Origin of the sequence: Streptomyces sp. NPDC091387, assembly GCF_044756945.1 — a bacterium.
In the GTDB taxonomy this organism is placed as follows: Bacteria; Actinomycetota; Actinomycetes; order Streptomycetales; family Streptomycetaceae; genus Streptomyces.
Genome location: NZ_JBIVTZ010000001.1, coordinates 475,709 through 501,134, shown reverse-complemented (window position 1 = coordinate 501,134; position 25,426 = coordinate 475,709). Strand labels below are relative to the sequence as shown.

Sequence of the window (25,426 nt, the reverse complement as noted above, 5' to 3'; positions counted from 1 at the left end):
CCCGGGGGCCGCCCACCGGGCCCCCTGCCCGACCACCACCGGGGGCGCCCCGTGACCAACATCCCCGAGACGGGCCGGACGCAGCGGGTGCAGATCCGCCTCGTCGTCATCCAGGTCCTCGTCTTCTCCCTGCTGCTCACCCTCGGCGGCCGCCTCTGGTACCTCCAGATCCGCAACGGCCAGGAGTACTCCGACGAGGCGAAGAACAACCACGTCCAGCAGGTCGTCCAGCCGGCCGCCCGCGGCTCCATCCTCGACGCCCGGGGCGTGCCCCTCGCCGACAACGAGACCCGGCTCGTCGTCTCCGCCAGCCGCACCGAGCTGCTGAAGACGGACGACGACGGCAAGGGCGTGCTGACCCGGCTCGCCGACGTGCTGGGCATGAAGCCCAAGGACGTCATCGACAAGGTCCGGCTCTGCGACGCGAAGACCCCGCAGCCCTGCTGGAACGGTTCGCCCTACCAGCCGATCCCGGTCACCGACGAGGCCACCACCCAGCAGGCCCTCCAGATCCGCGAACGCGCCGAGGACTTCCCCGGCATCACCGCGGAACCCACCGCCGTACGCCGCTACGCCGCACCCGGCAAGGCCAACAGCGCCCAGGTCCTCGGCTACCTCTCGCCCGTCACCGACGACGAGATCACCAAGGCCCAGGACACCGACTCGCCGTACCTGCGCTCCGACCAGGTCGGCCGGTCCGGCCTGGAGCGCACGTACGACAAGGAGCTGCGCGGCAAGGCGGGCGTCACCCGCTACGAGGTCGACAACCTCGGCCGGGTCATCGGCCAGGCGAAGAACGACAAGGCGGAGCCCGGCTCCAGCGTCGTCACCTCCATCGACGCCCGGGTCCAGGCCGTCGCCGAGTACGAGCTCAACCAGGCCATGAAGACGGCCCGCACCGAGTTCGACACCAACACCGGCGAGAACTACAAGGCCGACTCCGGTGCCGTCGTCGTCATGGAGGCCAAGACCGGCCGGGTCGTCTCGATGGCCTCGCTGCCCAACTACGACCCCAACGCCTGGGTCGGCGGCATCTCCGGCAAGGACTACGCCAAGCTCACCGGCAAGAACTCCAACTTCCCGCTGCTGAACCGGGCCATCCAGGGCCAGGCCGCCCCCGGCTCCATCTTCAAGGTCATCTCCTCGACCGCCGCGGTCAACGCCGGATACCCCTTCGACGGCAACTACCCCTGCCCGAGCTCGTACTCCATCGGCGGCCAGACCTTCAAGAACTTCGAGTCCCAGGGCTACGGCGACATCACCATCGGGCGCGCCCTCGAAGTCTCCTGCGACACCGTGTACTACGGCATCGCGCACAAGGAGTGGCAGAAGGACGGCGGCAACAGCCCCAAGAAGAAGCCCAACGACTGGTTCTACAAGACCGCCCACCAGTTCGGCCTGGGCAAGGAGACCGGCATCGACCTCCCCAACGAGGTCAGCGGCCGCGTCCCCGACCGCGAGTGGAAGAAGAACTTCGCCAAGGCCAACCACGACGCCTGGTGCAAGCAGGGCAAGAAGGACGGCACGTACGTCGAGAAGATCGCCTACGAGAACTGCCTCGAAGGCGACAAGATGCGTGCCGGTGACTCCGTCAACTACTCGATCGGCCAGGGCGACACCCTCGTCACCCCGATACAGATGGCGACGATCTACGCGGCCATCTCCAACGGCGGCACGCTCTACGACCCCACCGTCGGCAAGGCGATCGTCAGCGGCGACGGCAAGACCGTCCAGGCGATCAAGCCCAAGTCGCACGGCAAGCTGCCCTTCACCCAGAAGACGCGCAACGAGATCGACGGAGCCCTCGCGGGTGTCGCGACCCGCGGCTCCGCCGCCTGGCGCTTCGGCGGCTGGCCGCAGGACAAGATCCCGATGCACGCCAAGACGGGTACCGCAGAGGTCTACGGCAAGCAGACGACCTCATGGTTCGCCACGTACACCAAGGACTACACGGTCGTCATGACGATCTCCCAGGGCGGTACGGGCTCCGGCGCCTCCGGGCCCGCCGTGCGCAACATCTACAACGCGATCTACGGGCTCGACGCCACGGGCAAGCAGGACCTCAAGAAGGCCCTGCTGCCGACGCCGCAGAAGTCCCTGCCGAAGATCCAGCAGGACGGCACCATCGAGACCCCGAAGATCAAGCCGTACGACCCGGACGCGGGTAAGCCGCCGGCCGAGCAGACGCTCGCCGCGATCCTGGGGAGGCGCGACTGATGGCCGGTTTCTCCGTCCAGCGGTACGCCCCCGAGCGCTCGGCCTGGGGCCGGTTCACCGCCCGGGACTCGGTGGTCCGCCGGCTCGACTGGCCGCTGCTCGGCTCGGCCGTCGCGCTCTCCCTCATCGGCTCGATGCTGGTCTACTCGGCGACCAGGGGACGGGACTCGCTCACCCACGGCGACCCGTACTACTTCCTCTTCAGGCACGCCCTCAACACCGGCATCGGCTTCGCCCTGATGGTCGGCACGATCTGGCTCGGCCACCGCACCCTGCGCGGCGCGGTGCCGATCCTGTACGGCCTGTCCGTGCTCCTCGTGATGGCGGTCCTCACCCCGCTCGGCGCCACCGTCAACGGCGCCCACGCCTGGATCCTGCTGCCCGGCGGCTTCTCGCTCCAGCCCTCCGAGTTCACCAAGATCACGATCATCCTCGGCATGGCGATGCTGCTCGCCGCCCGGGTCGACGCGGGCGACCAGCCGCACCCCGACCACCGCACCGTCGCCAAGGCCCTCGGCCTGGCGGCGGTCCCGATGATCGTCGTCATGGGCATGCCGGACCTCGGTTCCGTGATGGTCATGGTCGTCATCGTGCTCGGTGTGCTGCTGGCCTCCGGGGCGTCGAACCGATGGATCTTCGGACTCCTCGGCGCGGGCACCGCGGGCGCCGTCGCCATCTGGCAGCTCGGGCTCCTCGACGACTACCAGATCGCCCGGTTCGCGGCCTTCGCCAACCCGGCGCTCGACCCGGCAGGCGTCGGCTACAACACCAACCAGGCCCGTATCGCGATCGGCTCCGGCGGCCTCTCCGGCACCGGCCTCTTCCAGGGCACCCAGACCACCGGCCAGTTCGTCCCCGAGCAGCAGACCGACTTCGTCTTCACCGTCGCGGGAGAGGAACTCGGCTTCCTCGGCGCCGGACTGATCCTCGTCCTGCTCGGCGTCATCCTGTGGCGCGCCTGCCGCATCGCCCGGGAGACCACCGAGCTGTACGGCACGATCGTCGCCGCCGGGATCATCGCCTGGTTCGCCTTCCAGGCCTTCGAGAACATCGGCATGACGCTCGGCATCATGCCGGTCGCCGGGCTGCCGCTGCCGTTCGTCTCCTACGGAGGGTCCTCGATGTTCGCCATCTGGGTCGCCATCGGACTGCTCCAGTCGATCAGGGTGCAACGGCCGATAACGGCCTGAGCCGTGCGGGTGCCCTTCCCGGAAAGCCTCGCTTGCCGGGAAGGGCACCGGATTCGACTCATGGCGGGCCCGGTACGCGGCGGAGGTCGCCCGCGCCGCGCCCCGGCGGAGATCCGGACGGCACGCGGAGGCTGAGCGTCGCGGTACGCTGGATGGTCATCCTTGCCGGCTCTCGAAAGTTCGCGATGTCTGTCGATTCGGTCTTCCCACAGCTCGAAGCTCTGCTCCCGCATGTGCAGAAGCCCATCCAGTACGTCGGCGGTGAGCTGAACTCCACCGTCAAGCCGTGGGACGAGTGCGACGTCCGCTGGGCCCTCATGTACCCGGACGCGTACGAAGTGGGGCTCCCCAACCAGGGCGTCATGATCCTCTACGAGGTGCTCAACGAGCGCCAGGGCGTCCTCGCCGAGCGCACCTACAGCGTCTGGCCGGACCTGGAGGAGCTGATGCGCGAGCACAAGGTGCCCCAGTTCACGGTGGACGGACACCGCCCGGTCAAGGCGTTCGACGTCTTCGGGCTGAGCTTCTCCACCGAGCTCGGCTACACCAACATGCTCACCGCCCTGGACCTGGCCGGCATCCCGCTGGCCGCCAAGGACCGCGGCCTCGACGACCCGATCGTGCTCGCGGGCGGCCACGCCGCGTTCAACCCCGAGCCGATCGCGGAGTTCATCGACTGCGCGGTCATCGGCGACGGCGAGCAGGCCGTCCTGGAGATCACCGAGATCGTCCGCGCCTGGAAGGCCGAGGGCCGCCCCGGCGGCCGCGAGGAGGTGCTCTTCCGGCTCGCGAGGACCGGCGGCGTCTACGTCCCCGGCTTCTACGACGTCGAGTACCTCCCGGACGGCCGCATCGGCCGGGTCGTGCCCAACAAGTCCGGCGTGCCGTGGCGGGTGTCCAAGCACACCGTGATGGACCTCGACGAGTGGCCCTACCCGAAGCAGCCGCTGGTCCCGCTCGCGGAGACCGTCCACGAGCGGATGTCCGTGGAGATCTTCCGCGGCTGCACCCGCGGCTGCCGCTTCTGCCAGGCCGGCATGATCACGCGCCCCGTGCGGGAGCGAAGCATCACCGGCATCGGCGAGATGGTGGAGAAGGGCCTCAAGGCGACCGGCTTCGAGGAGGTCGGTCTGCTCTCGCTCTCCTCCGCGGACCACTCCGAGATCGGCGACATCGCCAAGGGCCTCGCGGACCGCTACACGGACGACAAGATCGGGCTCTCGCTGCCCTCCACCCGCGTCGACGCGTTCAACGTGGACCTGGCCAACGAGCTGACCCGCAACGGCCGTCGCTCCGGTCTCACCTTCGCCCCCGAGGGCGGCTCCGAGCGGATGCGCAAGGTCATCAACAAGATGGTCTCGGAGGAGGACCTGATCCGGACCGTCTCCACCGCGTACGGCAACGGCTGGCGTCAGGTGAAGCTGTACTTCATGTGCGGTCTGCCCACCGAGACCGACGAGGACGTCCTGCAGATCGGTGACATGGCGGTCAACGTCATCGCCAAGGGCCGCGAGGTCTCCGGGCAGAACGACATCCGCTGCACCGTCTCCATCGGCGGCTTCGTGCCCAAGCCGCACACCCCGTTCCAGTGGGCCCCGCAGCTCGGCGTCGAGGAGACCGACGCCCGGCTGGCCAAGCTCCGGGACAAGATCCGCGGCGACAAGAAGTACGGCCGCTCGATCGGCTTCCGCTACCACGACGGCAAGCCCGGCATCGTCGAGGGCCTGCTCTCCCGCGGTGACCGCCGGGTCGGCTCCGTCATCCGCGCCGTCTACGAGGCCGGCGGCCGCTTCGACGGCTGGCGCGAGTACTTCAGCTACGACCTGTGGATGAAGAGCGCCGAGAAGACGCTGCCCGGCTTCGGCGTGGACGTCGACTGGTACACCACCCGGGAGCGGACGTACGAGGAGGTTCTGCCCTGGGACCACCTGGACTCCGGCCTCGACAAGGACTGGCTCTGGGAGGACTGGCAGGACTCGCTCGACGAGACCGAGGTCGAGGACTGCCGCTGGACCCCGTGCTTCGACTGCGGGGTGTGCCCGCAGCTGGACCTCGACATCCAGATCGGCCCGACGGGCAAGAAGCTCCTCCCGCTGACGGTCGTGAAGTGACGTCGTGAACGTCGTGAAGTGACGTCGTGAAGTGACACCGCCCGGCTCCGGCCGGGTGACAGCTCGATGACGATGGCCCGGCCGGGAAACCTCCGGCCGGGCCATCGCGTCATGCACCGCATGGACAACGCGAAGCACCAGGCGCCCGCGCGGTACGAGAGCGGTGACGGCTGTCTGACCACCCTCGTCAGGATTCCGGTGCGGATCGTGGTCCTCGTCCTGGTCCTGCCGGTCCGGATGGTGTGGGACGCCCTCGTCGCCTGCGCCCGCGCCGCCGACCGCACCGTGCTCCGGCCGCTCGGGCGGGCGCTCTCCTGGCTGTTCCAGGTCCTCGTGGTGGCCCCGGCCCGCCTGCTGTGGCAGTGGGTGCTGACCCCGGTGGGGCACGCGCTGCGGTGGGTGTACCTGACACTGCTCGCCCCCGCCGGGCGCGGAATCCGCACGGGGACCGGATGGCTGCTCAAGGTCGTCCTCGTGCTGCCGGTGGTGGGCGTGTGGCGGTACGTCCTGGTGCCGCTGGGGCCGGCCGCCGCCCGGCTGGCGCGGTGTCTGGTCGTCCTGCCGGCGGGGTGGACGTACCGGGAACTGCTCACCCCGCTGGGCCACGGCATCGCCGCCGGCCTCCGGGCACTGCGGGCCGGTCTCGACCTGCTCGTCCCGGTGCTTCTCGTCACTCCGCTCGCCTGGACGTACCGGCGGGTGCTGGCCCCCGTGGGCCGGGAGATCGCCGCCGCGATCGGCGTCGCCTGGCGGATCGCCGGATTCGTCTCACGGGCCGTCGGCCGGGTGCTGGCACGGCTGGCGTGGCGCCTGGTCGGGGCGCCGGTGTCCTGGGCCTACCGCACGGTGTTCACTCCGATGGGTCACCTCGTGCGCGACGCCGTCTGGGCGCCGGTGAGGCGGGCGGCCGTCGCGGCGGGCCTGACCGCCCTGGACGCGATGTGCACGGCCCGCGCAACCGTCCGGCAGGCCCGCCGCGACGCATGGCGGGCACTGGTCGGCGGGCCGCCCATGACCGAGCCCCGGGAACCGGGGAGCCCCCTTGCGCGTACCCTGGGTACTGCGCACCATGCAACGACTGTGCCCAGCGCGGCGTCCGAACCAGAGATCTCCCTGCCCGGCGAGCATTCCGTCCAGCAGGGGTGAGCCGGAACGGACACCCCGGGGCCACCCGTATTTCGAGGGCGGCGTGTCACCCGCGTCCGTCCCGCACCTAGGAGAAGAACCACTGGGCAAGCGACAGCCCGAAGGCCCGCCGCCCGCACCGGCAGTGCAGCGCATTCGTCTGCGCTACACCAAGCGCGGCCGCCTCCGGTTCACCAGTCACCGTGACTTCCAGCGTGCCTTCGAGCGGGCGCTGCGCCGCTCCCAGGTGCCCATGGCCTACTCGGCGGGCTTCACCCCGCACCCCAAGGTGTCCTACGCCAATGCCGCCCCCACCGGCACGGGCAGCGAGGCCGAGTTCCTGGAGATCGCCCTCACCGAGGCGCGTGACCCCGACGTCCTGCGCGAGCTGCTCGACAACTCGCTGCCGGACGGTCTCGACATCACGGACGCCGTGGAGGCCCGCACCTCGGGTCTCGCCGACCGGCTGACCGCCTCCATCTGGGAGATGCGGCTGGACGGGGTCTCCGTCGAGGAGGCGGAGAAGGCCGTGGCCGCCTTCAACGGGGCCGAGACCGTCGAGGTCCAGCGCCGTACGAAGAACGGCGTGCGCAGCTTCGACGCCCGGTCCGCCGTGGTGGACCTGCAGGCCCTTGATCAACAGTCTGATAGGCCCGGGGTCAAGGCCTGTGCGATACTGCGGCTGGTTGTTCGGCACGTGACACCTGCCGTACGACCTGACGACGTCCTGTCCGGTCTTCGCGTTGTGGCCGACCTGGCGCCGCCGGTCCCCGCAGCGGTGACCAGGCTGGCGCAGGGGCTCTTCGACGAGGAGTCCGGCACGGTGACCGACCCGCTCGCGCCTGACCGCGAGGCAGCCCCGGCCGCTCTACCCACGGCCACCGGGACCGCCGTCGCGACGGCGCCGGAAGGTGCAGGCACCGCGTAAGGCGGTCGTTGTAGCGCAGCCCTCGGACTCGGGAGCCACCTGGGCCGGGCCGCGCGCTGACCCATAAGACTTTCGCCAGGCCGTACGCAGACCGCGTACGGAACCGGCGAGCCAGACATTCAGCCCCCGTGCGGCGCCCGCGCCCCGGACGGCGGTACCGCGTACATCATGCGGACCGTGCCGGACCGGAATCAGGCGCGGCGCCCGGGAGCGCGACGGGAGAACCGCCCGCATGCTCGAGCCCACCGAACCCGGCACGACCGGGAACGCAGAAGACAGCAACACCCCCGGGGACAAGCTGCCGCCGCGCCGCAGGCGCCGCGCGGCGTCCCGCCCGGCCGGCCCCCCCTCGGGCGGCGCGCCGGCCATACCGGCCGTTGACGCCGGAGAGTCGGACCCCAGCACGGAGAACACCACCGAGGCCGAGGCGGCCCCGCCCGTCCGCGCGCGTCGTCGCGCGGTCCGCAAGGCGACTGCCCCGGCGGGTGCTCCGCAGGCCGCTGAGGCTGTGGAGATCGTTGAGGACACGGCGGTCGTGGAGAGCCCTGAGCCCGTAGCCGTAGAGCCTGCTGCCGAGGCCGTTGCCGAGGCGCCGCGTGCGCGTCGTCGGGCGTCGCGTAAGGCGACTGCCCCGGCGGGTGCTCCGCAGGCCGCTGAGGCTGTGGAGATCGTTGAGGACACGGCGGTCGTGGAGAGCCCTGAGCCCGTAGCCGTAGAGCCTGCTGCCGAGGCCGTTGCCGAGGCGCCGCGTGCGCGTCGTCGGGCGTCGCGTAAGGCGACTGCCCCGGCGGGTGCTCCGCAGGCCGCTGAGGCTGTGGAGATCGTTGAGGAAACCGCGGTCGTGGAGAGCCCCGAGCCCGTCGCGGTCGAGCCCGCCGCCGAGGCGCCGCGCGGCCGTGCCCGGCGCAGGGCTTCCGCCCCGGCCGGTGCCCCGCAGGCCACCCGGACCGAGCCCGCCGAGCCCGCAGCGGCAGCAGAGCCCGCGGAGGTCACCGAAGCGGCCGAGCCCGCCGAGCCCGTGGAGGCCCCGCGCGGCCGCCGCCGTGCGGTCCGCAAGGCCACCGCTCCGGCCGGCGCCCCGCAGGCCGCCGAGGAGCGCGGCGAGGTCCAGACCGGCGAGAGCCTGCCCGAGACCGCCGTCGAGGAGCTGGCCGCCGAGACCGCGGAGGTCGAGGAGGCCGCCCCGCGCGGCCGCCAGCGCCGCCGGGCCACCGCCGCGGCGGGCCGGCCCGAGTTCACCGGCAAGGTCGAGGAGCCCGCGCGCAGGAGCCGTGGCGCGGCGCGCCCCGCCGTCGCCGTGTTCCAGGCCCCGGTCTTCGCCGAGCCGATGTTCCAGACCCCGGAGACCGCCGCTGCCGCGGCCGCCGCCGCGGTCCCCGCCTCGCCGGACGAGGAGCCCGAGGACGAGATCGCGACGGCCGAGGAGCAGACCCCGGTCGCCGAGACGCCCGCCCCCGCAGAGGCCGCGCCGCAGGGTGGTTCGCGCCGCCGTCGCCGCCGTCGCGGTGAGGCAGCCGAGCCCGAGCCCGCCGCCGCACCCGCTCCGGCCGCCGCCCCGGTGGAGGAGCAGGCCGAGGAGGAGCACGAGCCGGAGAACGAGCAGGACGCCGAGCACGACGGCGAGGACACCGACGAGTACGGTGACCGGCCCTCGCGCCGCCGCCGTCGCGGTGGCCGTCGCCGCCGCCGCGGTGAGGCCGCCGACGACGAGGCCGGCGAGCAGCACAACGACGACGCCTCCGACCGCTCCGGCGACGAGCACGAGCACGAGCGCGCCCACGAGTCCGAGGACGAGGGCGACGACGACAGCGACAACGACGACGACTCCGGTGCCTCGGGATCGAGCAGCAGCCGGCGCCGCCGTCGCCGTCGCCGTCGCAGCGGTGACTCCTCTTCCGACGCCGAGAACGGCACGGACGACCCGGAGCGCACGGTCGTCAAGGTCCGCGAGCCCCGTAAGAAGGAAGCCGAGCGCGAGCCCGGCACCGGCTTCGACGAGGTCCAGTCCATCAAGGGCTCGACCCGTATGGAGGCCAAGAAGCAGCGCCGCCGCGAGGGCCGCGAGCAGGGCCGCCGCCGGGTCCCGATCATCACGGAGGCGGAGTTCCTCGCCCGCCGCGAGGCCGTCGAGCGCGTCATGGTCGTCCGCCAGAACGGCGAGCGCACCCAGATCGGTGTGCTCGAGGACAACGTGCTCGTCGAGCACTACGTCAACAAGGAGCAGGCCACCAGCTACGTCGGCAACGTCTACCTGGGCAAGGTCCAGAACGTCCTGCCGTCCATGGAGGCCGCGTTCGTCGACATCGGCAAGGGCCGCAACGCCGTCCTGTACGCCGGTGAGGTCAACTTCGAGGCGCTCGGGATGGCCCACGGGCCGCGCCGCATCGAGACCGCGCTCAAGTCCGGCCAGTCGGTCCTCGTCCAGGTGACGAAGGACCCGATCGGCCACAAGGGCGCCCGTCTCACCAGCCAGGTCTCGCTGCCCGGCCGCTACCTGGTCTACGTGCCCGAGGGCTCGATGACCGGGATCAGCCGCAAGCTGCCCGACACCGAGCGCGCCCGGCTCAAGACCATCCTCAAGAAGATCGTCCCCGAGGACGCGGGCGTCATCGTCCGCACCGCCGCCGAGGGTGCGAGCGAGGACGAGCTGCGCCGCGACGTCGAGCGGCTCCAGGGACAGTGGGAGGACATCCAGAAGAAGTCGAAGAACAGCGGCAGCTCCAACGCGCCGACGCTGCTCTACGGCGAGCCGGACATGACCGTCCGGGTCGTCCGCGACATCTTCAACGAGGACTTCTCCAAGGTCATCGTCAGCGGCAACGAGGCGTGGGACACCATCCACGGCTACGTCTCGCACGTGGCGCCCGACCTGACGGACCGGCTGTCGCGGTGGACCTCAGAGGTCGACATCTTCGCGACGTACCGGATCGACGAGCAGCTCATGAAGGCGCTGGACCGCAAGGTCTACCTGCCGAGCGGCGGCTCGCTGGTGATCGACAAGACCGAGGCGATGGTCGTCGTCGACGTCAACACCGGCAAGTTCACCGGCCAGGGCGGCAACCTGGAAGAGACCGTCACCAAGAACAACCTGGAGGCGGCCGAGGAGATCGTGCGCCAGCTGCGGCTGCGCGACCTCGGCGGCATCGTCGTCGTCGACTTCATCGACATGGTGCTGGAGTCCAACCGGGACCTGGTGCTGCGACGGCTCCTGGAGTGCCTGGGACGCGACCGTACGAAGCACCAGGTCGCCGAGGTCACCTCGCTGGGCCTGGTCCAGATGACCCGCAAGCGGGTCGGCCAGGGTCTGCTGGAGTCCTTCTCCGAGACCTGTGTCCACTGCAACGGGCGCGGCGTGATCGTGCACATGGAGCAGCCCACCTCGGTCGGTGGCGGCGGTGGCGGCAAGCGCGCCAAGAAGCGTGGCCGCGGCGGTTCCGGCCAGGACCACGAGCAGGACCACGACCACAGCCACGAGCACGACCACGAGCACGAGCAGGGCCACGACAACGAGGCCGAGACCGAGGCCGAGGTCGCGGCGGAGGTCGCCGCCCCGCTGGCGCTGCCCGAGCCGGAGTTCGTCGCGGACGAGGAGCTGTACAGCAGCCCGGCAGAGGCCGAGGCGGCCGCCGGCCGCGGCCGTGGCCGCCGCCGGGCGACGCGCAAGGCGTCGGCCCCGGCCGGTGCTCCGAAGTCGGCGTCCGCGCCGGCCCCGGTGGCCGAGCCGGTCGCGCAGCCGGAGCCCGTCGCGGAGCCCGCGCCGGAGCCGGCCGTCGAGACCCCGGTCGTGGAGACCCCGGTCGTGGAGACCCCGGTCGTCGAGGCGCCTGCCGCCGAGGCGCCCCAGGGCCGTACGCGCCGTCGTGCGACCCGCAAGGCGACCGCCCCGGCGGGTTCGCCCGCCCCGGCAGCGGCCGCTGAGGAGCCGGTCTCCGACGCCGACCCGGTCGCCGCGGAGGACCCGGTGGTCGAGGCCCCGCACGTGGAGGCCCCGGCCGAGGAGCCGGCCGCACCGCCGCGTGCCCGGCGCCGGGCGACCCGTAAGGCCACCGCGCCCGCGGGTTCCCCTGCCGGTACCGACGAGGCGGCGACCGTCGTGGTGACGGCTTCCGCCGAGTCCGCGCCCGAGCCCGCGTCCGACGCGGAGCCGGAGGCCGCACCGGCCAAGAAGGCGGCCCGCAAGACCGCCAAGAAGGCCACCGCCAAGAAGGCGGCCACCACGAAGACGGCGACCACGAAGACGGCCGCCAAGAAGACCGCCGCGAAGAAGACGACGGCCAAGAAGGCGGCGACGAAGAAGACGGTGGCCGCGGAGCAGCAGGCGCCGTCCTCCGTCACGGCATCGGCCGACGAGGCCTGACCGGCCCCGCACCGTGCGCCCGTACGCAGCCGGACCGGTTCCGTCACAGGAACCGGGTCGGCTGCGTACGGGCGCCCCCGTCGAACCGCACCCTTCCCCGTGGACACGGAAGTCTGAGCACATGCGCAAGATCCAGAAGGCCGTCATACCGGCCGCCGGGCTCGGTACCCGGTTCCTGCCGGCGACGAAGGCGACTCCCAAGGAGATGCTGCCGGTGGTCGACAAGCCCGCGATCCAGTACGTCGTGGAGGAGGCCGCCGCCGCGGGGCTGAGCGACGTGCTGATGATCACCGGGCGCAACAAGCGCGCCCTGGAGGACCACTTCGACCGGAACTACGAGCTGGAGTCGGCGCTGACCCGCAAGGGCGACGACGAGCGGCTGGTGCGGGTCCAGGAGTCCAGCGCCCTGGCGACCATGCACTACGTCCGCCAGGGCGACCCGCGGGGCCTCGGCCACGCGGTCCTGTGCGCCGAGCCCCATGTGGGCGACCAGCCGTTCGCGGTACTCCTCGGCGACGACCTGATCGACCCGCGCGACCCGCTGCTGTCCCGCATGGTGGAGATCCAGGAGCGCGAGGGCGGCAGTGTCGTCGCGCTCATGGAGGTCCCGCGCGAGCTGATCCACCAGTACGGCTGCGCCGCGGTGGAAGCCACCGCGGAGAGCGACGTCGTCCGGGTCACCGGCCTGGTCGAGAAGCCGGATCCGGCCGACGCGCCCAGCAGCCTCGCCGTCATCGGACGCTACGTCCTGGACCCCGCGGTCTTCGGCGTGCTGCGCGAGACCGAGCCGGGCCGGGGCGGCGAGATCCAGCTGACCGACGCACTCCAGCAACTTGCCGTCGACGAGAAGCTCGGCGGCCCGGTGCACGGCGTCGTCTTCCGCGGCCGCCGCTACGACACGGGTGACCGCGGCGACTACCTGCGGGCCATCGTCAGACTCGCCTGCGAGCGCGAGGACCTGGGCCCCGACTTCCGTACCTGGCTGCGCGGTTACGTAGCGACCGAGCTCTGAGAGGCTGTCGCAAGCCGTACGGCACCCGGACCCACCCGAGACACACGCACCAAGGACCAAGGAGAACCCTCATGATCGGCATGATTCTGGCGGCCGGCGCCGGCCGCCGTCTGCGCCCCTACACCGACACGCTTCCCAAGGCACTGGTGCCGGTCGGCCCGGAGGGGAACGAGGAGAGCCTGACCGTCGTCGACCTGACACTGGGCAACTTCGCCGAGGTCGGCCTGACCGAGGTCGCGATCATCGTGGGCTACCGCAAGGAGGCCCTGTACGAGCGCAAGGCGGCCCTTGAGGCGAAGTACGGCGTCACCCTCACGCTGATCGACAACGACAAGGCCGAGGAGTGGAACAACGCCTACTCCCTCTGGTGCGGCCGCGACGCCCTCAAGGACGGTGTGATCCTCGCCAACGGCGACACCGTGCACCCCGTCTCCGTCGAGAAGACGCTGCTGGCCGCCCGCGGTGACGGCAAGAAGATCATCCTCGCCCTCGACACGGTGAAGAAGCTCGCCGACGAGGAGATGAAGGTCGTCGCCGACCCCGAGAAGGGTGTTCAGCGCATCACCAAGCTGATGGACCCGGCCGAGGCCACCGGCGAGTACATCGGTGTCACCCTCATCGAGGGCGACGCGGCCGACGAGCTGGCCGACGCGCTGAGGACCACGTTCGAGCGCGACCCCGACCTGTACTACGAGGACGGCTACCAGGAGCTCGTCAACCGCGGCTTCAAGGTCGACGTGGAGCCCATCGGCGACATCAAGTGGGTGGAGATCGACAACCACGAGGACCTGGCCAAGGGCAGGACCATCGCGTGCCAGTACTGACCCGGCTGATACCGGCGCCGGTCGTCGTCGACATCCGGGCGGGCGCTCTGGCCGACCTGGCGAGTGTCCTCGCCGACCAGCGGATCTCCGGTTCGGGGAAGCTGGCGGTCGCGATCAGCGGGGGCTCGGGCCGGGCGCTGCGGGAGCGGCTGTCGGCGAGCCTGCCCGGTGCCTCCTGGTTCGAGGTCGGCGGCGGCACGCTGCACGACGCCGTCAAGCTGGCCGAGGACATGAAGTCCGGGCGGTACGACGCCGTGGTCGGCCTCGGCGGCGGCAAGATCATCGACTGTGCCAAGTTCGCCGCGGCGCGCGTCGGGCTGCCGCTGGTCGCCGTGGCGACGAACCTGTCCCACGACGGCCTGTGCTCACCGGTGGCCACTCTGGACAACGACTCGGGCCGCGGCTCGTACGGTGTCCCGAACCCGATCGCCGTCGTCATCGACCTCGACATCATCCGTGAGGCCCCGGTCCGCTACGTGCGGTCCGGGATCGGGGACGCGCTCTCGAACATCTCCGCGGTCGCGGACTGGGAGCTCGCCCACCGGGTCAACGGCGAGGACATCGACGGACTGGCCGCGGCCATGGCCCGGCAGGCCGGCGAGGCCGTGCTGCGCCACCCGGGGTCCCTGGACGAGGACCGTTTCCTCCAGGTGCTGGCGGAGGGGCTGGTGCTCACCGGCATCTCGATGTCGGTCGCGGGCGACAGCCGGCCCGCCTCCGGTGCCTGCCACGAGATCAACCACGCCTTCGACCTGCTCTTCCCCCAGCGGGCGGCCAGCCACGGCGAGCAGTGCGGTCTGGGCGCGGCGTTCGCGATGCACCTGCGGGGCGCCCACCAGGAGTCCGTTCGGATGGCCGGAACGCTGCGGCGCCACGGCCTTCCGGTCACCGCGCAGGAGATCGGGTTCAGCGTGGACGAGTTCGTCTCGGTGGTCGAGTTCGCCCCCCGGACCCGGCCGGGCCGGTACACGATCCTGGAACATCTGAACCTGTCCCCGGACGGGATCAGGGACGCCTACGCCGACTACGTCAGGGCGGTCGGGGCCTGAAACCGGGGCCCGGTTTGACCGGGGTGTCCGAGGCCCCGTAATCTTGACCGTCGGCGTTTGTTTCGCCACACCTCTGAGCAACTGACCTCCCGCTCGTACGGGAGAGGCCGCTCGTCCAATCCGGATCACCACGGGTCCTCGGACCCGTGTGAGCGGCTGGCCTCAGGGGTTTCCGCTTCGAGTGAGAGTGAGATCCGCGTGTACGCCATCGTGCGCAGCGGTGGTCGACAGCACAAGGTTGCTGTCGGCGACATCGTTGAGGTTGACAAGATTCCCACCGCCAGTGTTGGCGACACGGTAGAGCTCTCTACCCTGCTCGTTGTCGACGGCGACGCCGTGACCAGCGACCCGTGGGTGCTTGACGGCATCAAGGTCCAGGCCGAGATCGTGGACCACCACAAGGGCGCGAAGATCGACATCCTTCGCTACAAGAACAAGACCGGCTACCGCCGTCGCCAGGGTCACCGCCAGCAGTACACGGCGATCAAGGTCACCGGTATCCCCGCGGCTGCGAAGTAAGGGACTGAGGAGACATGGCACATAAGAAGGGCGCATCGTCCACTCGGAACGGGCGCGATTCCAATGCTCAGCGGCTCGGCGTGAAGCGCTTCGGCGGTCAGGCCGTCAACGCCGGTGAGATCCTGGTCCGCCAGCGCGGCACCCACTTCCACCCGGGCACGGGCGTCGGCCGTGGCGGCGACGACACGCTGTTCGCCCTCGCCGCCGGTGCGGTCGAGTTCGGCACGCACCGTGGCCGCAAGGTCGTGAACATCGTTCCGATCGCCGGCTGATTTACGGCGCTCGTCGAGCGGTTTGACGTGGAGGCGGACCTCACTTCCTTTGACGGGAAGTGGGTCCGCCTTTCGCGTGTTGCTCCTACAGGGGCACGAGCGAGACATTTCTGCACGTATGTAACTGGAGGTTCCAACCATGACCACCTTCGTGGACCGCGTCGAGCTGCATGCCGCCGCGGGTAACGGAGGCCACGGCTGCGCCTCCGTTCACCGTGAGAAGTTCAAGCCGCTCGGCGGCCCGGACGGCGGCAACGGCGGCCGTGGCGGCGATGTGACCCTGATTGTCGACCAGGCCGTCACCACGCTCCTCGACTATCACCACCACCCCCACCGCAAGGCCACCAACGGCCAGCCCGGCGCGGGCGACAACCGCACCGGCAAGGAGGGCCAGGACCTGGTCCTGCCCGTGCCGGACGGCACCGTCGTGCTCGACACGGACGGCAACGTGCTCGCCGACCTGGTCGGCCAGGGCACCATGTTCGTCGCCGGCCAGGGCGGCCGCGGCGGCCTCGGCAACGGCGCGCTGGCCTCCGCCCGGCGCAAGGCCCCCGGCTTCGCGCTGCTGGGCGAGCCCGGTGAGAGCCGGGACATCGTCCTGGAGCTGAAGACCGTCGCCGACGTCGCCCTCGTGGGCTACCCGAGCGCCGGCAAGTCCTCGCTGATCTCGGTCCTGTCGGCCGCCAAGCCGAAGATCGCCGACTACCCGTTCACGACCCTGGTCCCGAACCTGGGAGTCGTCACCGCGGGCAGCACCGTCTACACCATCGCCGACGTCCCGGGCCTCATCCCGGGCGCCAGCCAGGGCAAGGGCCTCGGCCTGGAGTTCCTGCGCCACGTCGAGCGCTGCTCGGTGCTCGTGCACGTACTGGACACGGCGACGCTGGAGTCCGACCGCGACCCGCTCTCCGACCTCGACATGATCGAGGAGGAGCTGAAGCTGTACGGCGGTCTGGAGGACCGGCCCCGCATCGTCGTCCTCAACAAGATCGACATCCCGGACGGCCTGGACCTGGCGGAGATGATCCGTCCGGACCTGGAGGCCCGCGGCTACCGCGTCTTCGAGGTCTCCGCCGTGGCCCGCACCGGGCTCAAGGAGCTCTCCTTCGCCCTGGCGGGTGTCATCGCGGAGGCGCGTGCCGCCAAGCCGGTGGAGGAGGCGACCCGTATCGTCATCCGGCCCAAGGCCGTGGACGACGCCGGTTTCACCGTGGTGCTCGAGGACGACGGCATCTACCGGGTGCGCGGCGAGAAGCCGGAGCGCTGGGTGCGCCAGACCGACTTCAACAACGACGAGGCCGTCGGCTACCTCGCGGACCGGCTGAACCGGCTCGGTGTCGAGGACGCCCTGCGCAAGGCCGGTGCCCGCGCGGGCGACGGGGTGGCCATCGGGGCCGAGGACAACGCCGTCGTCTTCGACTGGGAGCCGACCGTGACCGCCGGTGCGGAGATGCTCGGCCGCCGTGGTGAGGACCACCGGCTGGAGGAGCCGCGTCCGGCCGCGCAGCGCCGTCGCGACCGCGAGGACGAGCGCGACGACGTCAGCAAGGAGTACCAGGAGTTCGACCCGTTCGCGTGAGAACGGTCACCGGTCCCGGTTTCCCTTCGGGGGAGCCGGGACCGCGTGTTTTCCGGGGCGCCCGGTCGACGGGCGCCCCGGTTCCGTCAGGAGCGGCCGGCCCGTGCGAGCGCCTCTGCGGGGGAGGGTGCCGGGGTGCGCTCGGCGAGCGGAACGACCGGGAGCAGCGTCTCCTCGCCCAGGAACACCCGGCGCACGACGCGCTCCGCGGCGCGGCCGTCGTCGAAGTCGCAGAAGCGCTCCCGGAACGCCCTGCGCAGCCCCGCCGATTCCTCGCTCCGCCACTCCTGGGAGCCCAGCACCGAGACGAGCTGCTCCTGGCTGGTCGCCACGGCGCCCGGGGGCTCGGCCATCAGGTCGAAGTAGGTGCCGCGCACCACCCGGTAGGTGTTCCAGTCGTCGGCGTAGATCACGATCGGCCGGTCCAGGTTGGCGTAGTCGAACATCGCCGAGGAGTAGTCCGTGACGAGGGCGTCCGCCGCGAGGTAGAGCTGCTCGACGTTCCCGTGCGCGGAGACGTCGATGATCCGGCCGCTGGCCTGGAGATCGGCGAGCCGGCCCGTCGGCTTGTAGAAGTAGTGGCCGCGCACCAGCAGGGTGACGTCGGGGCCCAGCTCCTCGGCCAGCCTCGGCAGGTCGAGCCGCGGGGTGAAGGACTTCTGGTACTCGCGGTGGGTCGGCGCGTAGAGGAAGGCCGTCGAGCCGTCCGCCAGACCGAGGTCGTGCCGGGCCCGTGAGACGTCCGCCGCGGTGGCGTTGAGCAGGACGTCGTTGCGCGGGTATCCGGTCTCCAGCGAGGTGTACCGGCAGGGGTACACCCGCTCCCACACGGTGGTGGAGAAGCGGTTCGCGGACAGGCTGTAGTCCCAGCGGTCGCACCGGCTGAGCAGCTTCTCCATGTCCATGCTGGTGGACGCGGGGTAGTCGGCCTGGTCGAGCCCCATCGTCTTCAGCGGGGTGCCGTGGTGGGTCTGCAGATGGATCTGGCCCTCGCGCTTGACCACGGTGTCGCCGAAGTTCACGTTGTTCGTGAGGTACTTGGCGCGGGCCATCACCGACCAGTACTCGCGGGACCCGACCAGCACGGTCTCGACGCCCTTGGGCACCCGGTCGCGGTGCTCGGACCTGACCGCCCAGACCCGGCGCATCCCCGGGGCCAGCCGGCCCAGCTCCGCCTCGATGGCCGCGGGGCTGCAGGAGTAGCCGCGGCCCCAGTACGCGGAGAACACCGCGAGGTTCTCGTCCAGCGGCATGCGCAGCTGGGACTTGTAGAACATGCCCAGGGCGGCGCGCTTGGCCCGGCCCACGCGGGCCCGGCCGCCCAGCCTGGCCCGGTTGCGCACGTTGTTGACCCGGGTCACGCCGACCAGCGCGGAGTAGGAGTCGATCCCCAGCAGCGCGTATTTGTAGCCCCGGCCGCCCAGCGGCCGCTGGAAGTCCTCCGGAAGGCGGCTCCGGTAGTCCTTGGCCGCACGGTGGAAGAACTCGGCCCGCGCGTTCTGCGGAAGCCTGCCGGGCTTTTCCAGGACGGTCAGAAAGTGGTCGGCCATTTTCCTGAAGAGCGCCGGACGCCAGGAATCGAGTTCCGGCCGCGCGTCCAGATAGGCGAAAACGCGGTCGTACTGATCGAAGACATCGAAATGCTTGCGGCTGACCGTGCGGAGAATGTTCCCGCCCTCACGCCGCTGCCGGTACAGCACGCAGGAGCGGTCGAGCACGGCGATGCTCTGTGCCGAGATCAGCGAGGAGTACGTCCACGGCGCGTCCTCGTAATAACCGGGCGGGAACCGGAAGCCGTGCCGGGTGACGAAATCGCGGCGGTAGGCCTTGTTCCACACGATCTGCAGCAGGTCCAGCAACTGCGGCCGGTCGGCCAGCGTGAAGACGGCGGGACCGCTCTCGTCCAGCAGCTCCGCACGCTTGTTGCGCAGCAGCCGCCCGTCCCAGTAGGTACGGGTGTAGTCGTAGACCAGGACGTCGGGGTCGTCCGTCGTGTCGAGGCGCGCCGCGATGGCCGCCAGCGATCCCGGGGCCAGGGTGTCGTCGCTGTCGAGGAAGAGCAGATAGTCACCGGTCGCCTCGTCGATACCCGCGTTGCGCGCGCGTCCCAGCCCCACGTTCTCGGTGAGGTGGAGCACACGGACGCGGGCGTCGCGTTCCGCGTATGTGTCGAGGATCGCGCCGGAGCCGTCCGGCGAGCAGTCGTCGACACCGATGATCTCGAAGTCGGTGAAGTCCTGCTGGAGCACGGAGTCGAGACACTCCCCGATGTACCCCTGCACGTTGTACGCAGGCACGATGAGTGTCAGTCGAGGCATCGTCCACCAGTCCAGAGAGCTGTCCGAGGGTCTGTGCGAGGGGCGCGGTGCGCACCGCTGAACAGTGAGGCGACGTCCAGCACCCGGACAGCGTAATTGATTGCTGTCAGCCCCCTTTGAGGGGCAAGGCCCGATCCGCCGATCCGACTTTATGTGCACGTAGAGTGAAGCGGACGGGTAAGACCTCGCAGAGGGAGACGCACGACATGACCTGGATGGTTACGGGTGGGGCGGGATACATCGGTGCACACGTCGTGCGCGCGATGCTCGCGGGCGGTCAGCAGGTCGTCGTGTACGACGACCTGTCGACCGGGAGCGCCGACAAGGTGCCCGACGGGGTGCCCCTGGTGACCGGCAGCGTCCTCGACCGTCAGGCACTCGACGCGGCGATCCGCGAGCACGGTGTGACCGGTGTGGTGCACATCGCGGGCAAGAAGCAGGTGGGGGAGTCCGTCGAGCGCCCCCTGCACTACTACCGGGAGAACGTGACGGGGCTGGAGGTGCTGCTGGAGAGCATGGTCGACGCGGGTGTCGACCGGCTGGTGTTCTCCTCCTCCGCCGCCGTCTACGGCATGCCCGACGTCACCCTTGTCACCGAGGACACGCCCTGCGCGCCGATGAGCCCGTACGGCGAGACCAAGCTCGTCGGCGAGTGGCTGATCCACGCCGCCGCCCGCGCCCACGGCCTGCGCTGCGCCTCGCTCCGCTACTTCAACGTCGCCGGTGCGGCCTCGCCGGAGCTGGCCGACGCCGGGGTGTTCAACCTCATCCCGATGGTCTTCGAGCGCCTTGAGGCCGGCGAGGGCCCGCGGATCTTCGGCGACGACTACGCGACGCCGGACGGCACCTGCGTCCGCGACTACATCCACGTCGAGGACATCGCCTCCGCCCACCTCGCGGCCGCGCGCCGGCTCGACGACGCGGAGCGCGGCACGGATCTCACGCTCAACATCGGACGCGGTGAGGGCAGTTCCGTACGGGAGATGGTCGACCGGATCCTCAAGGTGACCGACAACGGGGACATCGCCCCCGAGGTGACCGCCCGCCGCGCCGGTGACCCGGCGCGCGTGGTCGCGGGCGCCGACCGGATCCGCGCGGAGCTGGGCTGGTCGGCCCGGTACGGCGTGGACGAGATGATCGACTCCGCCTGGCAGGGCTGGCGCCACCGCCACCCGTAGAGCCCGTACGGCAGAGGCCCGGCACCCAGGCTCCCTCGTGGAGCGGTGCCGGGCCTCTGCCGTGTCCGGGGCTATCCCTCGGGCGCGGGCTCCAGCTGTTCCTCGTCCGCCGCGACGGCCTCCTCCAGCGCTCCGCGCTGTGAGGGGATCGCCGGGAGCAGCCGGTTCGACATGCGTACGCGGTGCTCGTCCGCCACCTCGCACAGCCCGAGCGCCGCCTCGCCGAAGCGTACGTGGGACGGCGGGTCGGAGGGGCCGAGGAGGTGGAGCTTCAGACCGGCGCGGGCCGCGGCCAGCCCGTCGTCCGCGGGGTGGCGCACCGAGTCGAGGAGTGCGGCGACCCCGGCTCCGTCCGGCGTCAGGATCGTCGCCGCGCGGACCGTCGGGAACGCGTCGCGGAACAGCTCCTCCGGCAGGTCGCTGGTGTTCGCGACGGCGTACGGCTTCTCGCCCGCCAGGTAGTCCGTGACGACGCTCGACACATCGCTGATCAGCAGATCGGCCTCGTTGAAGCAGGAGTACAGCGCGGGCTGCGGGGCCGTGATGATCTGGTGCTCAGCCTCGGGGAGCGACGCCCAGTGGGCCGCCTCCCAGGCCGTGGTCGCCGCGGCGACGGCCTGGGCCCGGCCGGGCTCCGGTGTGCCCTGCACCAGCATGCGTTCCGCGTCGTCCGCGTCGTCCCGGAACGAGGCGGCGGTCAGCGCGTCCAGCTCCGCGGTCCGGCGGGCCAGCTCGGCAGCGGCCCGCGGACCGGGGCGCGGGCCCGTGCGGGCGCGGTTGGCCTCGTGGATCAGGGCCTGGACGCGTTCGTTGGCGGCGCCGGCCGCGGGGTCGACCGAGCCGGTCATCGGGTGCGGCTTGTAGAGCAGCCGGACGCCCGGGTCGGCGAGCAGGGCCCGGACGATGTTCTCGCCGGCCAGGAGCACCGAGGTGTTCCCCGGATTGCCGTCCCAGCCCTCCCACGTGGGGGCGTAGAGCACGGTCGTGTACGCACCGGTGGGCGGGCCCGCGTACGGGGTGATCGGGGCGAGCTGGGGGCGGCCGATCTCCACCACGTCGCGGTCCTCGATGCCGACGTCGGCCAGTGCGTAGCGTTCGCGCGCCGCCGGTCCGGCGACCCACACCTCGTCGTACGCCTTGGCGTACGGATTGCAGCTGGAGAGCTTGTCGCTCTCGCCGTGATTGACGAAGGCGTGCTTGATCGACGGTATCCGCAGGATCTGCGAGGTCTTGCCGGAGTTCGCGGGGTGGATCAGCAGCTTCAGGGCCGAGTGCTCCAGGCGGAGCAGCTGGGAGACCTTCGGGATGCACACGACGGGTATGTCCGTGGCGCCGATCCGCTGCATCATGAAGCGCTCGCGCAGCACGATCACCGGGCGGCCGTCGAGCCCGGCCAGGGCGTCGAGCCACATGTTGGCCTGGTACGCGGACGAGGCGCCGCCGGAGAAGTACATGCCGACGGTCGGCCGGTAGTCGGCCAGCCAGCCGTCGAACCAGTCCAGCACCTCCTCGGACGACGCGGGGCGGCGCCGCACCAGGGACCGCACCAGCGTTGCCAGCGAGACCGCGGCGAGCGCGACCGACAGAGCGATGCCCGCCGCGGCGTACTCCGGCTCGTCGTTGGCCGCCGTCACCAGCAGGCCCGCGGTCGCGGGCAGCCCGAACAGCAGCAGGCGCGGCCCGTGCCGGCGCATCAGCAGGGCCGGGAGCGCGGGGGTGATGCCCAGGGCGGAGGCGTCGATGTTGCGGGTGAGCAGCGGCAGCGTCCGTGCCGCGCGCACCCGGATCGCCGCCGCGTGACCGGCGAAGTGGAGCGCGTAGAAGAGGAGCAGGCCGAGGACGAGCGGGAGATAGATCGTTTCCCGGTGGTTCCCGCCCAGCCGGAGCAGCCCCACGATCAGCAGGAAGTCACAGGTCAGCCGGCGGACCATGACATCGGCCCTGACCTTGGCGAGCAGGGAGACCTGGCCGGGCCGCCATCGGTGCAGGGCTGCCTCTGCCAGCAGGTTGGCGGCCGTCGCCGTGATGAGCAGTACGAGGTGGGGAACAGCGGCCGCGGCGGCCTGGGCGGCGAAGGACGCGGCCAGTACGGCAACGGGGAGGGCCTTCGCGGCGTACCGCAGGAGCGGGGCGAGTGGTTGCACTGGGGGACTCCAAAGAGCGCGAGGCTCGCGTGCGCGGTCGGGCCGCGCCGCCGCGTCGGCGCGGCCGGGACCCGGTCCCGGACCGGCCGCCCGGTGGGCGTGGGTTCAGGGGCCCCACCATATGGAAGGCGGCCCGTCCGTTCATGAGATGAATGTGAAAGATTGGTGAGAATCACGGGTGTGGGCGCAACCAGGTTCCGAGTTGGTGAATTCGCAGAATCTGTTCCCGAAAGTGCGGAATGTGCCGCACCGGCCGCCGGTTCATCGCATCGGATCAGGGCAAACCGGTGTCTCCTCTATCAGTTCGAGGTGGCCGGCAGGTGTCTTCGTGCCGGGGGAACCGGGAGCGCGCCAAAAGGCGGCACGCGGTTACGGGCTGCCGTCGCTTTTCGTCCGGATGTGTCGGTAAACGGGCCGAGAGGGCTGTTTCACCGCAGATGGGACAGCGAATCTCAGTAAGGTCGCCCAATAGGTCGCAGCTGCGACAGGACCGCCATCTCATCGTGGGGGCACAAAAAGTGAAGGCTCTCGTACTTTCCGGTGGGGCAGGCACCCGGCTCCGTCCCATCACCCACACCTCGGCCAAACAGCTGGTCCCGGTGGCGAACAAACCGGTGCTGTTCTACGGCCTGGAGGCCATCGCGGAAGCGGGCATCACCGAGGTCGGCATCATCGTGGGCGACACCGAGGAGGAGATCCGCGCGGCGGTCGGGGACGGCTCCCGGTTCGGCATCGACGTCACCTACATCCCGCAGTCCGAGCCGCTCGGCCTCGCGCACGCGGTCCTGATCGCCCAGCGCTTCCTGGGCGACGAGGACTTCGTCATGTACCTCGGGGACAACTTCATCATCGGCGGGATCACCGGCCTGGTCGAGGCATTCCGGGCGGACCGGCCCGATGCCCAGATCCTGCTGACCCAGGTGCCCGACCCGACCTCGTTCGGCGTCGCGGAGCTCGACGGGGACGGCAGGGTGGTGGCCCTGGAGGAGAAGCCCAGGGAGCCCAAGAGCGACCTGGCGCTCGTCGGTGTCTACCTCTTCACCCGGGTCATCCACGAGGCGGTCCGCTCCATCCGCCCGTCCTGGCGCGGCGAACTGGAGATCACCCACGCCATCCAGTGGCTGATCGACCAGGAGCGCGACGTCCGCTCCACCATGATCCGCGGGTACTGGAAGGACACCGGTAACGTCACCGACATGCTGGAGGTCAACCGGACCGTTCTGGAGAGCATCGAACCGTCCACCGAGGGCGCCCACGTCGACGACGAGAGCGAGATCATCGGCCGGGTCCGGATCGAGCAGGGCGCCCGCGTCACCCGCAGCCGGATCGTCGGCCCCGCCATCATCGGCGCCCGCTCGGTGATCAGCGACGCCTACGTCGGACCGTTCACCTCGGTCGCCCAGGAGTGCCGGATCGAGGACAGCGAGATCGAGTACTCCATCGTCCTGCGCGGCGCCTCGATCGACGGCGTCCGCCGCGTGGAGGCCTCCCTCATCGGCCACGAGGTCGAGGTGACCCCCGCACCCCGGAGCCCCTCCGCCCACCGTCTCGTCCTCGGCGACCACAGCAAGGTGCAGATCTCCTCATGACCACCCACATCCTGGTGACCGGCGGTGCCGGATTCATCGGCTCGCACTACGTCCGTACGCTGCTGGGCCCGGACGGCCCCGGTGACGTCGCCGTCACCGTGCTCGACAAGCTCACCTACGCGGGCAACCCGGCCAACCTCGACGAGGTCCGCAACCACCCGGGCTTCTCGTTCGTGCGCGGCGACATCTGTGACACGGAGCTGGTCGGCCGTCTGATGGCCGGGCACGACCAAGTGGTGCACTTCGCCGCCGAATCCCATGTGGACCGCTCCATCGACGGCGGCGCCGCCTTCGTCCGCACCAACGTCGTGGGAACCCACACCCTCGTCCACGCCGCGCACCTGGCGGGCGTCCGGACCTTCGTGCACATCTCCACCGACGAGGTCTACGGATCGATCGACGAGGGCTCCTGGACCGAGCGCGAACCCCTCGCGCCCAACTCCCCGTACTCCGCCTCCAAGGCGTCGAGCGACCTGATCGCGCTCTCGTACCACCGCACCCACGGACTCGACGTGCGGGTGACCCGCTGCTCCAACAACTACGGGCACCACCACTTCCCCGAGAAGGTCATCCCGCTGTTCGTCACCCACCTCCTCCAGGGCCGGCCGGTCCCGCTGTACGGCGACGGCGCCCACGTCCGCGACTGGCTGCACATCGACGACCACGTCCAGGGCATCGAACTCGTCCGCACCCGGGGCCGGGCGGGCGAGGTCTACAACATCGGCGGCGGCACCGAGCTCTCCAACAAGGAACTCACCGGACTGCTGCTGGAGGCCTGCGGCGCCGACTGGGACGCCGACGTCACCTACGTCGAGGACCGCAAGGGCCACGACCGGCGCTACTCCGTGGACTGCGCCAAGATCCGCGACGAGCTCGGTTACGCACCGCGCAAGGACTTCCGCAAGGGCCTCGCCGAGACCGTGCGGTGGTACCGCGAGAACAGCGCCTGGTGGGAGCCCCTCAAGGAGAGGGCCGCACTGTGAACCCGGTCTGGCTGGTCACCGGGGCGGCCGG

The 25,426-nt window shown here is 70.8% G+C and carries 17 protein-coding genes; 15 read left to right on the top strand and 2 right to left on the bottom strand.

The features are described from left to right. The first annotated feature begins 51 nt into the window (after positions 1–51). The 12 genes from mrdA to obgE all read left to right on the top strand — a co-directional run bounded on the left by mrdA (position 52) and on the right by obgE (position 17,183). Positions 52–2,217: a penicillin-binding protein 2 gene (mrdA, locus tag ACIQM0_RS02440; RefSeq protein ID WP_401282668.1), complete on the top strand. Its 2,166-nt coding sequence runs from the start codon at positions 52–54 to the stop codon at positions 2,215–2,217. Further along, positions 2,217–3,407: a rod shape-determining protein RodA gene (gene rodA / locus ACIQM0_RS02435; RefSeq protein ID WP_401282665.1), complete on the top strand. Its 1,191-nt coding sequence runs from the start codon at positions 2,217–2,219 to the stop codon at positions 3,405–3,407. Before mrdA ends, rodA begins: the two co-directional genes overlap by 1 nt. A 185-nt stretch (positions 3,408–3,592) precedes the next feature. Beyond that, on the top strand, positions 3,593–5,518 hold the full coding sequence (locus tag ACIQM0_RS02430; RefSeq protein WP_401282662.1) for a TIGR03960 family B12-binding radical SAM protein: 1,926 nt from the start codon (positions 3,593–3,595) through the stop codon (positions 5,516–5,518). A gap of 120 nt (positions 5,519–5,638) precedes the next feature. Then, positions 5,639–6,664, top strand: a complete 1,026-nt coding sequence (locus tag ACIQM0_RS02425) for a hypothetical protein (RefSeq protein ID WP_401282659.1) — start codon at positions 5,639–5,641, stop codon at positions 6,662–6,664. Between the two features lie 124 nt (positions 6,665–6,788). Continuing rightward, the gene (locus ACIQM0_RS02420) at positions 6,789–7,571 is read left to right on the top strand and encodes a TIGR03936 family radical SAM-associated protein (protein ID WP_401282656.1); all 783 of its coding nucleotides are present in this window, start codon (positions 6,789–6,791) and stop codon (positions 7,569–7,571) included. A gap of 232 nt (positions 7,572–7,803) precedes the next feature. Continuing rightward, on the top strand, positions 7,804–11,928 hold the full coding sequence (locus tag ACIQM0_RS02415) for an Rne/Rng family ribonuclease (protein ID WP_401282653.1): 4,125 nt from the start codon (positions 7,804–7,806) through the stop codon (positions 11,926–11,928). 121 nt (positions 11,929–12,049) lie between these two features. Further along, on the top strand, positions 12,050–12,940 hold the full coding sequence (galU, locus tag ACIQM0_RS02410) for a UTP--glucose-1-phosphate uridylyltransferase GalU (RefSeq protein ID WP_401282650.1): 891 nt from the start codon (positions 12,050–12,052) through the stop codon (positions 12,938–12,940). A gap of 71 nt (positions 12,941–13,011) precedes the next feature. Then, positions 13,012–13,764 carry a phosphocholine cytidylyltransferase family protein gene (locus ACIQM0_RS02405; protein ID WP_363030842.1) on the top strand — a complete coding sequence of 251 codons (753 nt, stop codon included), beginning with the start codon at positions 13,012–13,014 and terminating at the stop codon, positions 13,762–13,764. Further along, complete coding sequence (locus ACIQM0_RS02400; protein WP_363030841.1) at positions 13,752–14,813, top strand: iron-containing alcohol dehydrogenase family protein; 1,062 nt, start codon at positions 13,752–13,754, stop codon at positions 14,811–14,813. Before ACIQM0_RS02405 ends, ACIQM0_RS02400 begins: the two co-directional genes overlap by 13 nt. Before the next feature lie 198 nt (positions 14,814–15,011). Beyond that, positions 15,012–15,332 (top strand): 50S ribosomal protein L21, encoded by a 321-nt coding sequence (rplU, locus tag ACIQM0_RS02395; protein WP_024494442.1) that lies wholly within the window; start codon positions 15,012–15,014, stop codon positions 15,330–15,332. Between the two features lie 14 nt (positions 15,333–15,346). After that, complete coding sequence (rpmA, locus tag ACIQM0_RS02390; RefSeq protein ID WP_018103204.1) at positions 15,347–15,604, top strand: 50S ribosomal protein L27; 258 nt, start codon at positions 15,347–15,349, stop codon at positions 15,602–15,604. A gap of 139 nt (positions 15,605–15,743) precedes the next feature. Further along, a complete protein-coding gene (gene obgE / locus ACIQM0_RS02385; RefSeq protein WP_363030840.1) occupies positions 15,744–17,183 on the top strand; it encodes a GTPase ObgE in 1,440 nt (479 codons plus the stop codon). A gap of 86 nt (positions 17,184–17,269) precedes the next feature. Here obgE and ACIQM0_RS02380 read toward each other — a convergent pair whose 3' ends face one another. Then, positions 17,270–19,501: a CDP-glycerol glycerophosphotransferase family protein gene (locus ACIQM0_RS02380; RefSeq protein ID WP_401282644.1), complete on the bottom strand. Its 2,232-nt coding sequence runs from the start codon at positions 19,499–19,501 to the stop codon at positions 17,270–17,272. Between the two features lie 206 nt (positions 19,502–19,707). On the opposite strand from ACIQM0_RS02380, the gene galE reads away from it, so the two are divergent. Further along, the gene (gene galE, locus ACIQM0_RS02375) at positions 19,708–20,679 is read left to right on the top strand and encodes a UDP-glucose 4-epimerase GalE (protein ID WP_401282641.1); all 972 of its coding nucleotides are present in this window, start codon (positions 19,708–19,710) and stop codon (positions 20,677–20,679) included. Between the two features lie 71 nt (positions 20,680–20,750). Here the strand turns inward: galE and ACIQM0_RS02370 are convergent, their stop codons facing one another. Next, positions 20,751–22,823: a hypothetical protein gene (locus ACIQM0_RS02370; RefSeq protein ID WP_401282638.1), complete on the bottom strand. Its 2,073-nt coding sequence runs from the start codon at positions 22,821–22,823 to the stop codon at positions 20,751–20,753. Positions 22,824–23,341: 518 nt separating this feature from the next. Here ACIQM0_RS02370 and ACIQM0_RS02365 point away from each other — a divergent pair. Continuing rightward, entirely contained in the window at positions 23,342–24,412 is a 1,071-nt protein-coding gene (locus ACIQM0_RS02365; RefSeq protein WP_363031428.1) for a glucose-1-phosphate thymidylyltransferase, read from the top strand. Continuing rightward, positions 24,409–25,395, top strand: coding sequence for a dTDP-glucose 4,6-dehydratase (gene rfbB, locus ACIQM0_RS02360; protein ID WP_401282635.1), 987 nt, complete (start codon positions 24,409–24,411; stop codon positions 25,393–25,395). The genes ACIQM0_RS02365 and rfbB overlap by 4 nt, the downstream gene beginning before the upstream one ends. Positions 25,396–25,426: the final 31 nt, after the last annotated feature.

What these genes read in the sequence shown, in the direction of transcription:
- galE (WP_401282641.1), top strand. Translation starts at nt 19,708, where the DNA reads ATGACCTGGATGGTTACGGGTGGGGCGGGATACATCGGTGCACACGTC.
- ACIQM0_RS02430 (WP_401282662.1), top strand. Translation starts at nt 3,593, where the DNA reads ATGTCTGTCGATTCGGTCTTCCCACAGCTCGAAGCTCTGCTCCCGCAT.
- rfbB (WP_401282635.1), top strand. Translation starts at nt 24,409, where the DNA reads ATGACCACCCACATCCTGGTGACCGGCGGTGCCGGATTCATCGGCTCG.
- obgE (WP_363030840.1), top strand. Translation starts at nt 15,744, where the DNA reads ATGACCACCTTCGTGGACCGCGTCGAGCTGCATGCCGCCGCGGGTAAC.
- ACIQM0_RS02405 (WP_363030842.1), top strand. Translation starts at nt 13,012, where the DNA reads ATGATCGGCATGATTCTGGCGGCCGGCGCCGGCCGCCGTCTGCGCCCC.
- ACIQM0_RS02415 (WP_401282653.1), top strand. Translation starts at nt 7,804, where the DNA reads ATGCTCGAGCCCACCGAACCCGGCACGACCGGGAACGCAGAAGACAGC.
- rpmA (WP_018103204.1), top strand. Translation starts at nt 15,347, where the DNA reads ATGGCACATAAGAAGGGCGCATCGTCCACTCGGAACGGGCGCGATTCC.
- rodA (WP_401282665.1), top strand. Translation starts at nt 2,217, where the DNA reads ATGGCCGGTTTCTCCGTCCAGCGGTACGCCCCCGAGCGCTCGGCCTGG.
- ACIQM0_RS02380 (WP_401282644.1), bottom strand. Translation starts at nt 19,501, where the DNA reads ATGCCTCGACTGACACTCATCGTGCCTGCGTACAACGTGCAGGGGTAC.
- galU (WP_401282650.1), top strand. Translation starts at nt 12,050, where the DNA reads ATGCGCAAGATCCAGAAGGCCGTCATACCGGCCGCCGGGCTCGGTACC.
- ACIQM0_RS02425 (WP_401282659.1), top strand. Translation starts at nt 5,639, where the DNA reads ATGGACAACGCGAAGCACCAGGCGCCCGCGCGGTACGAGAGCGGTGAC.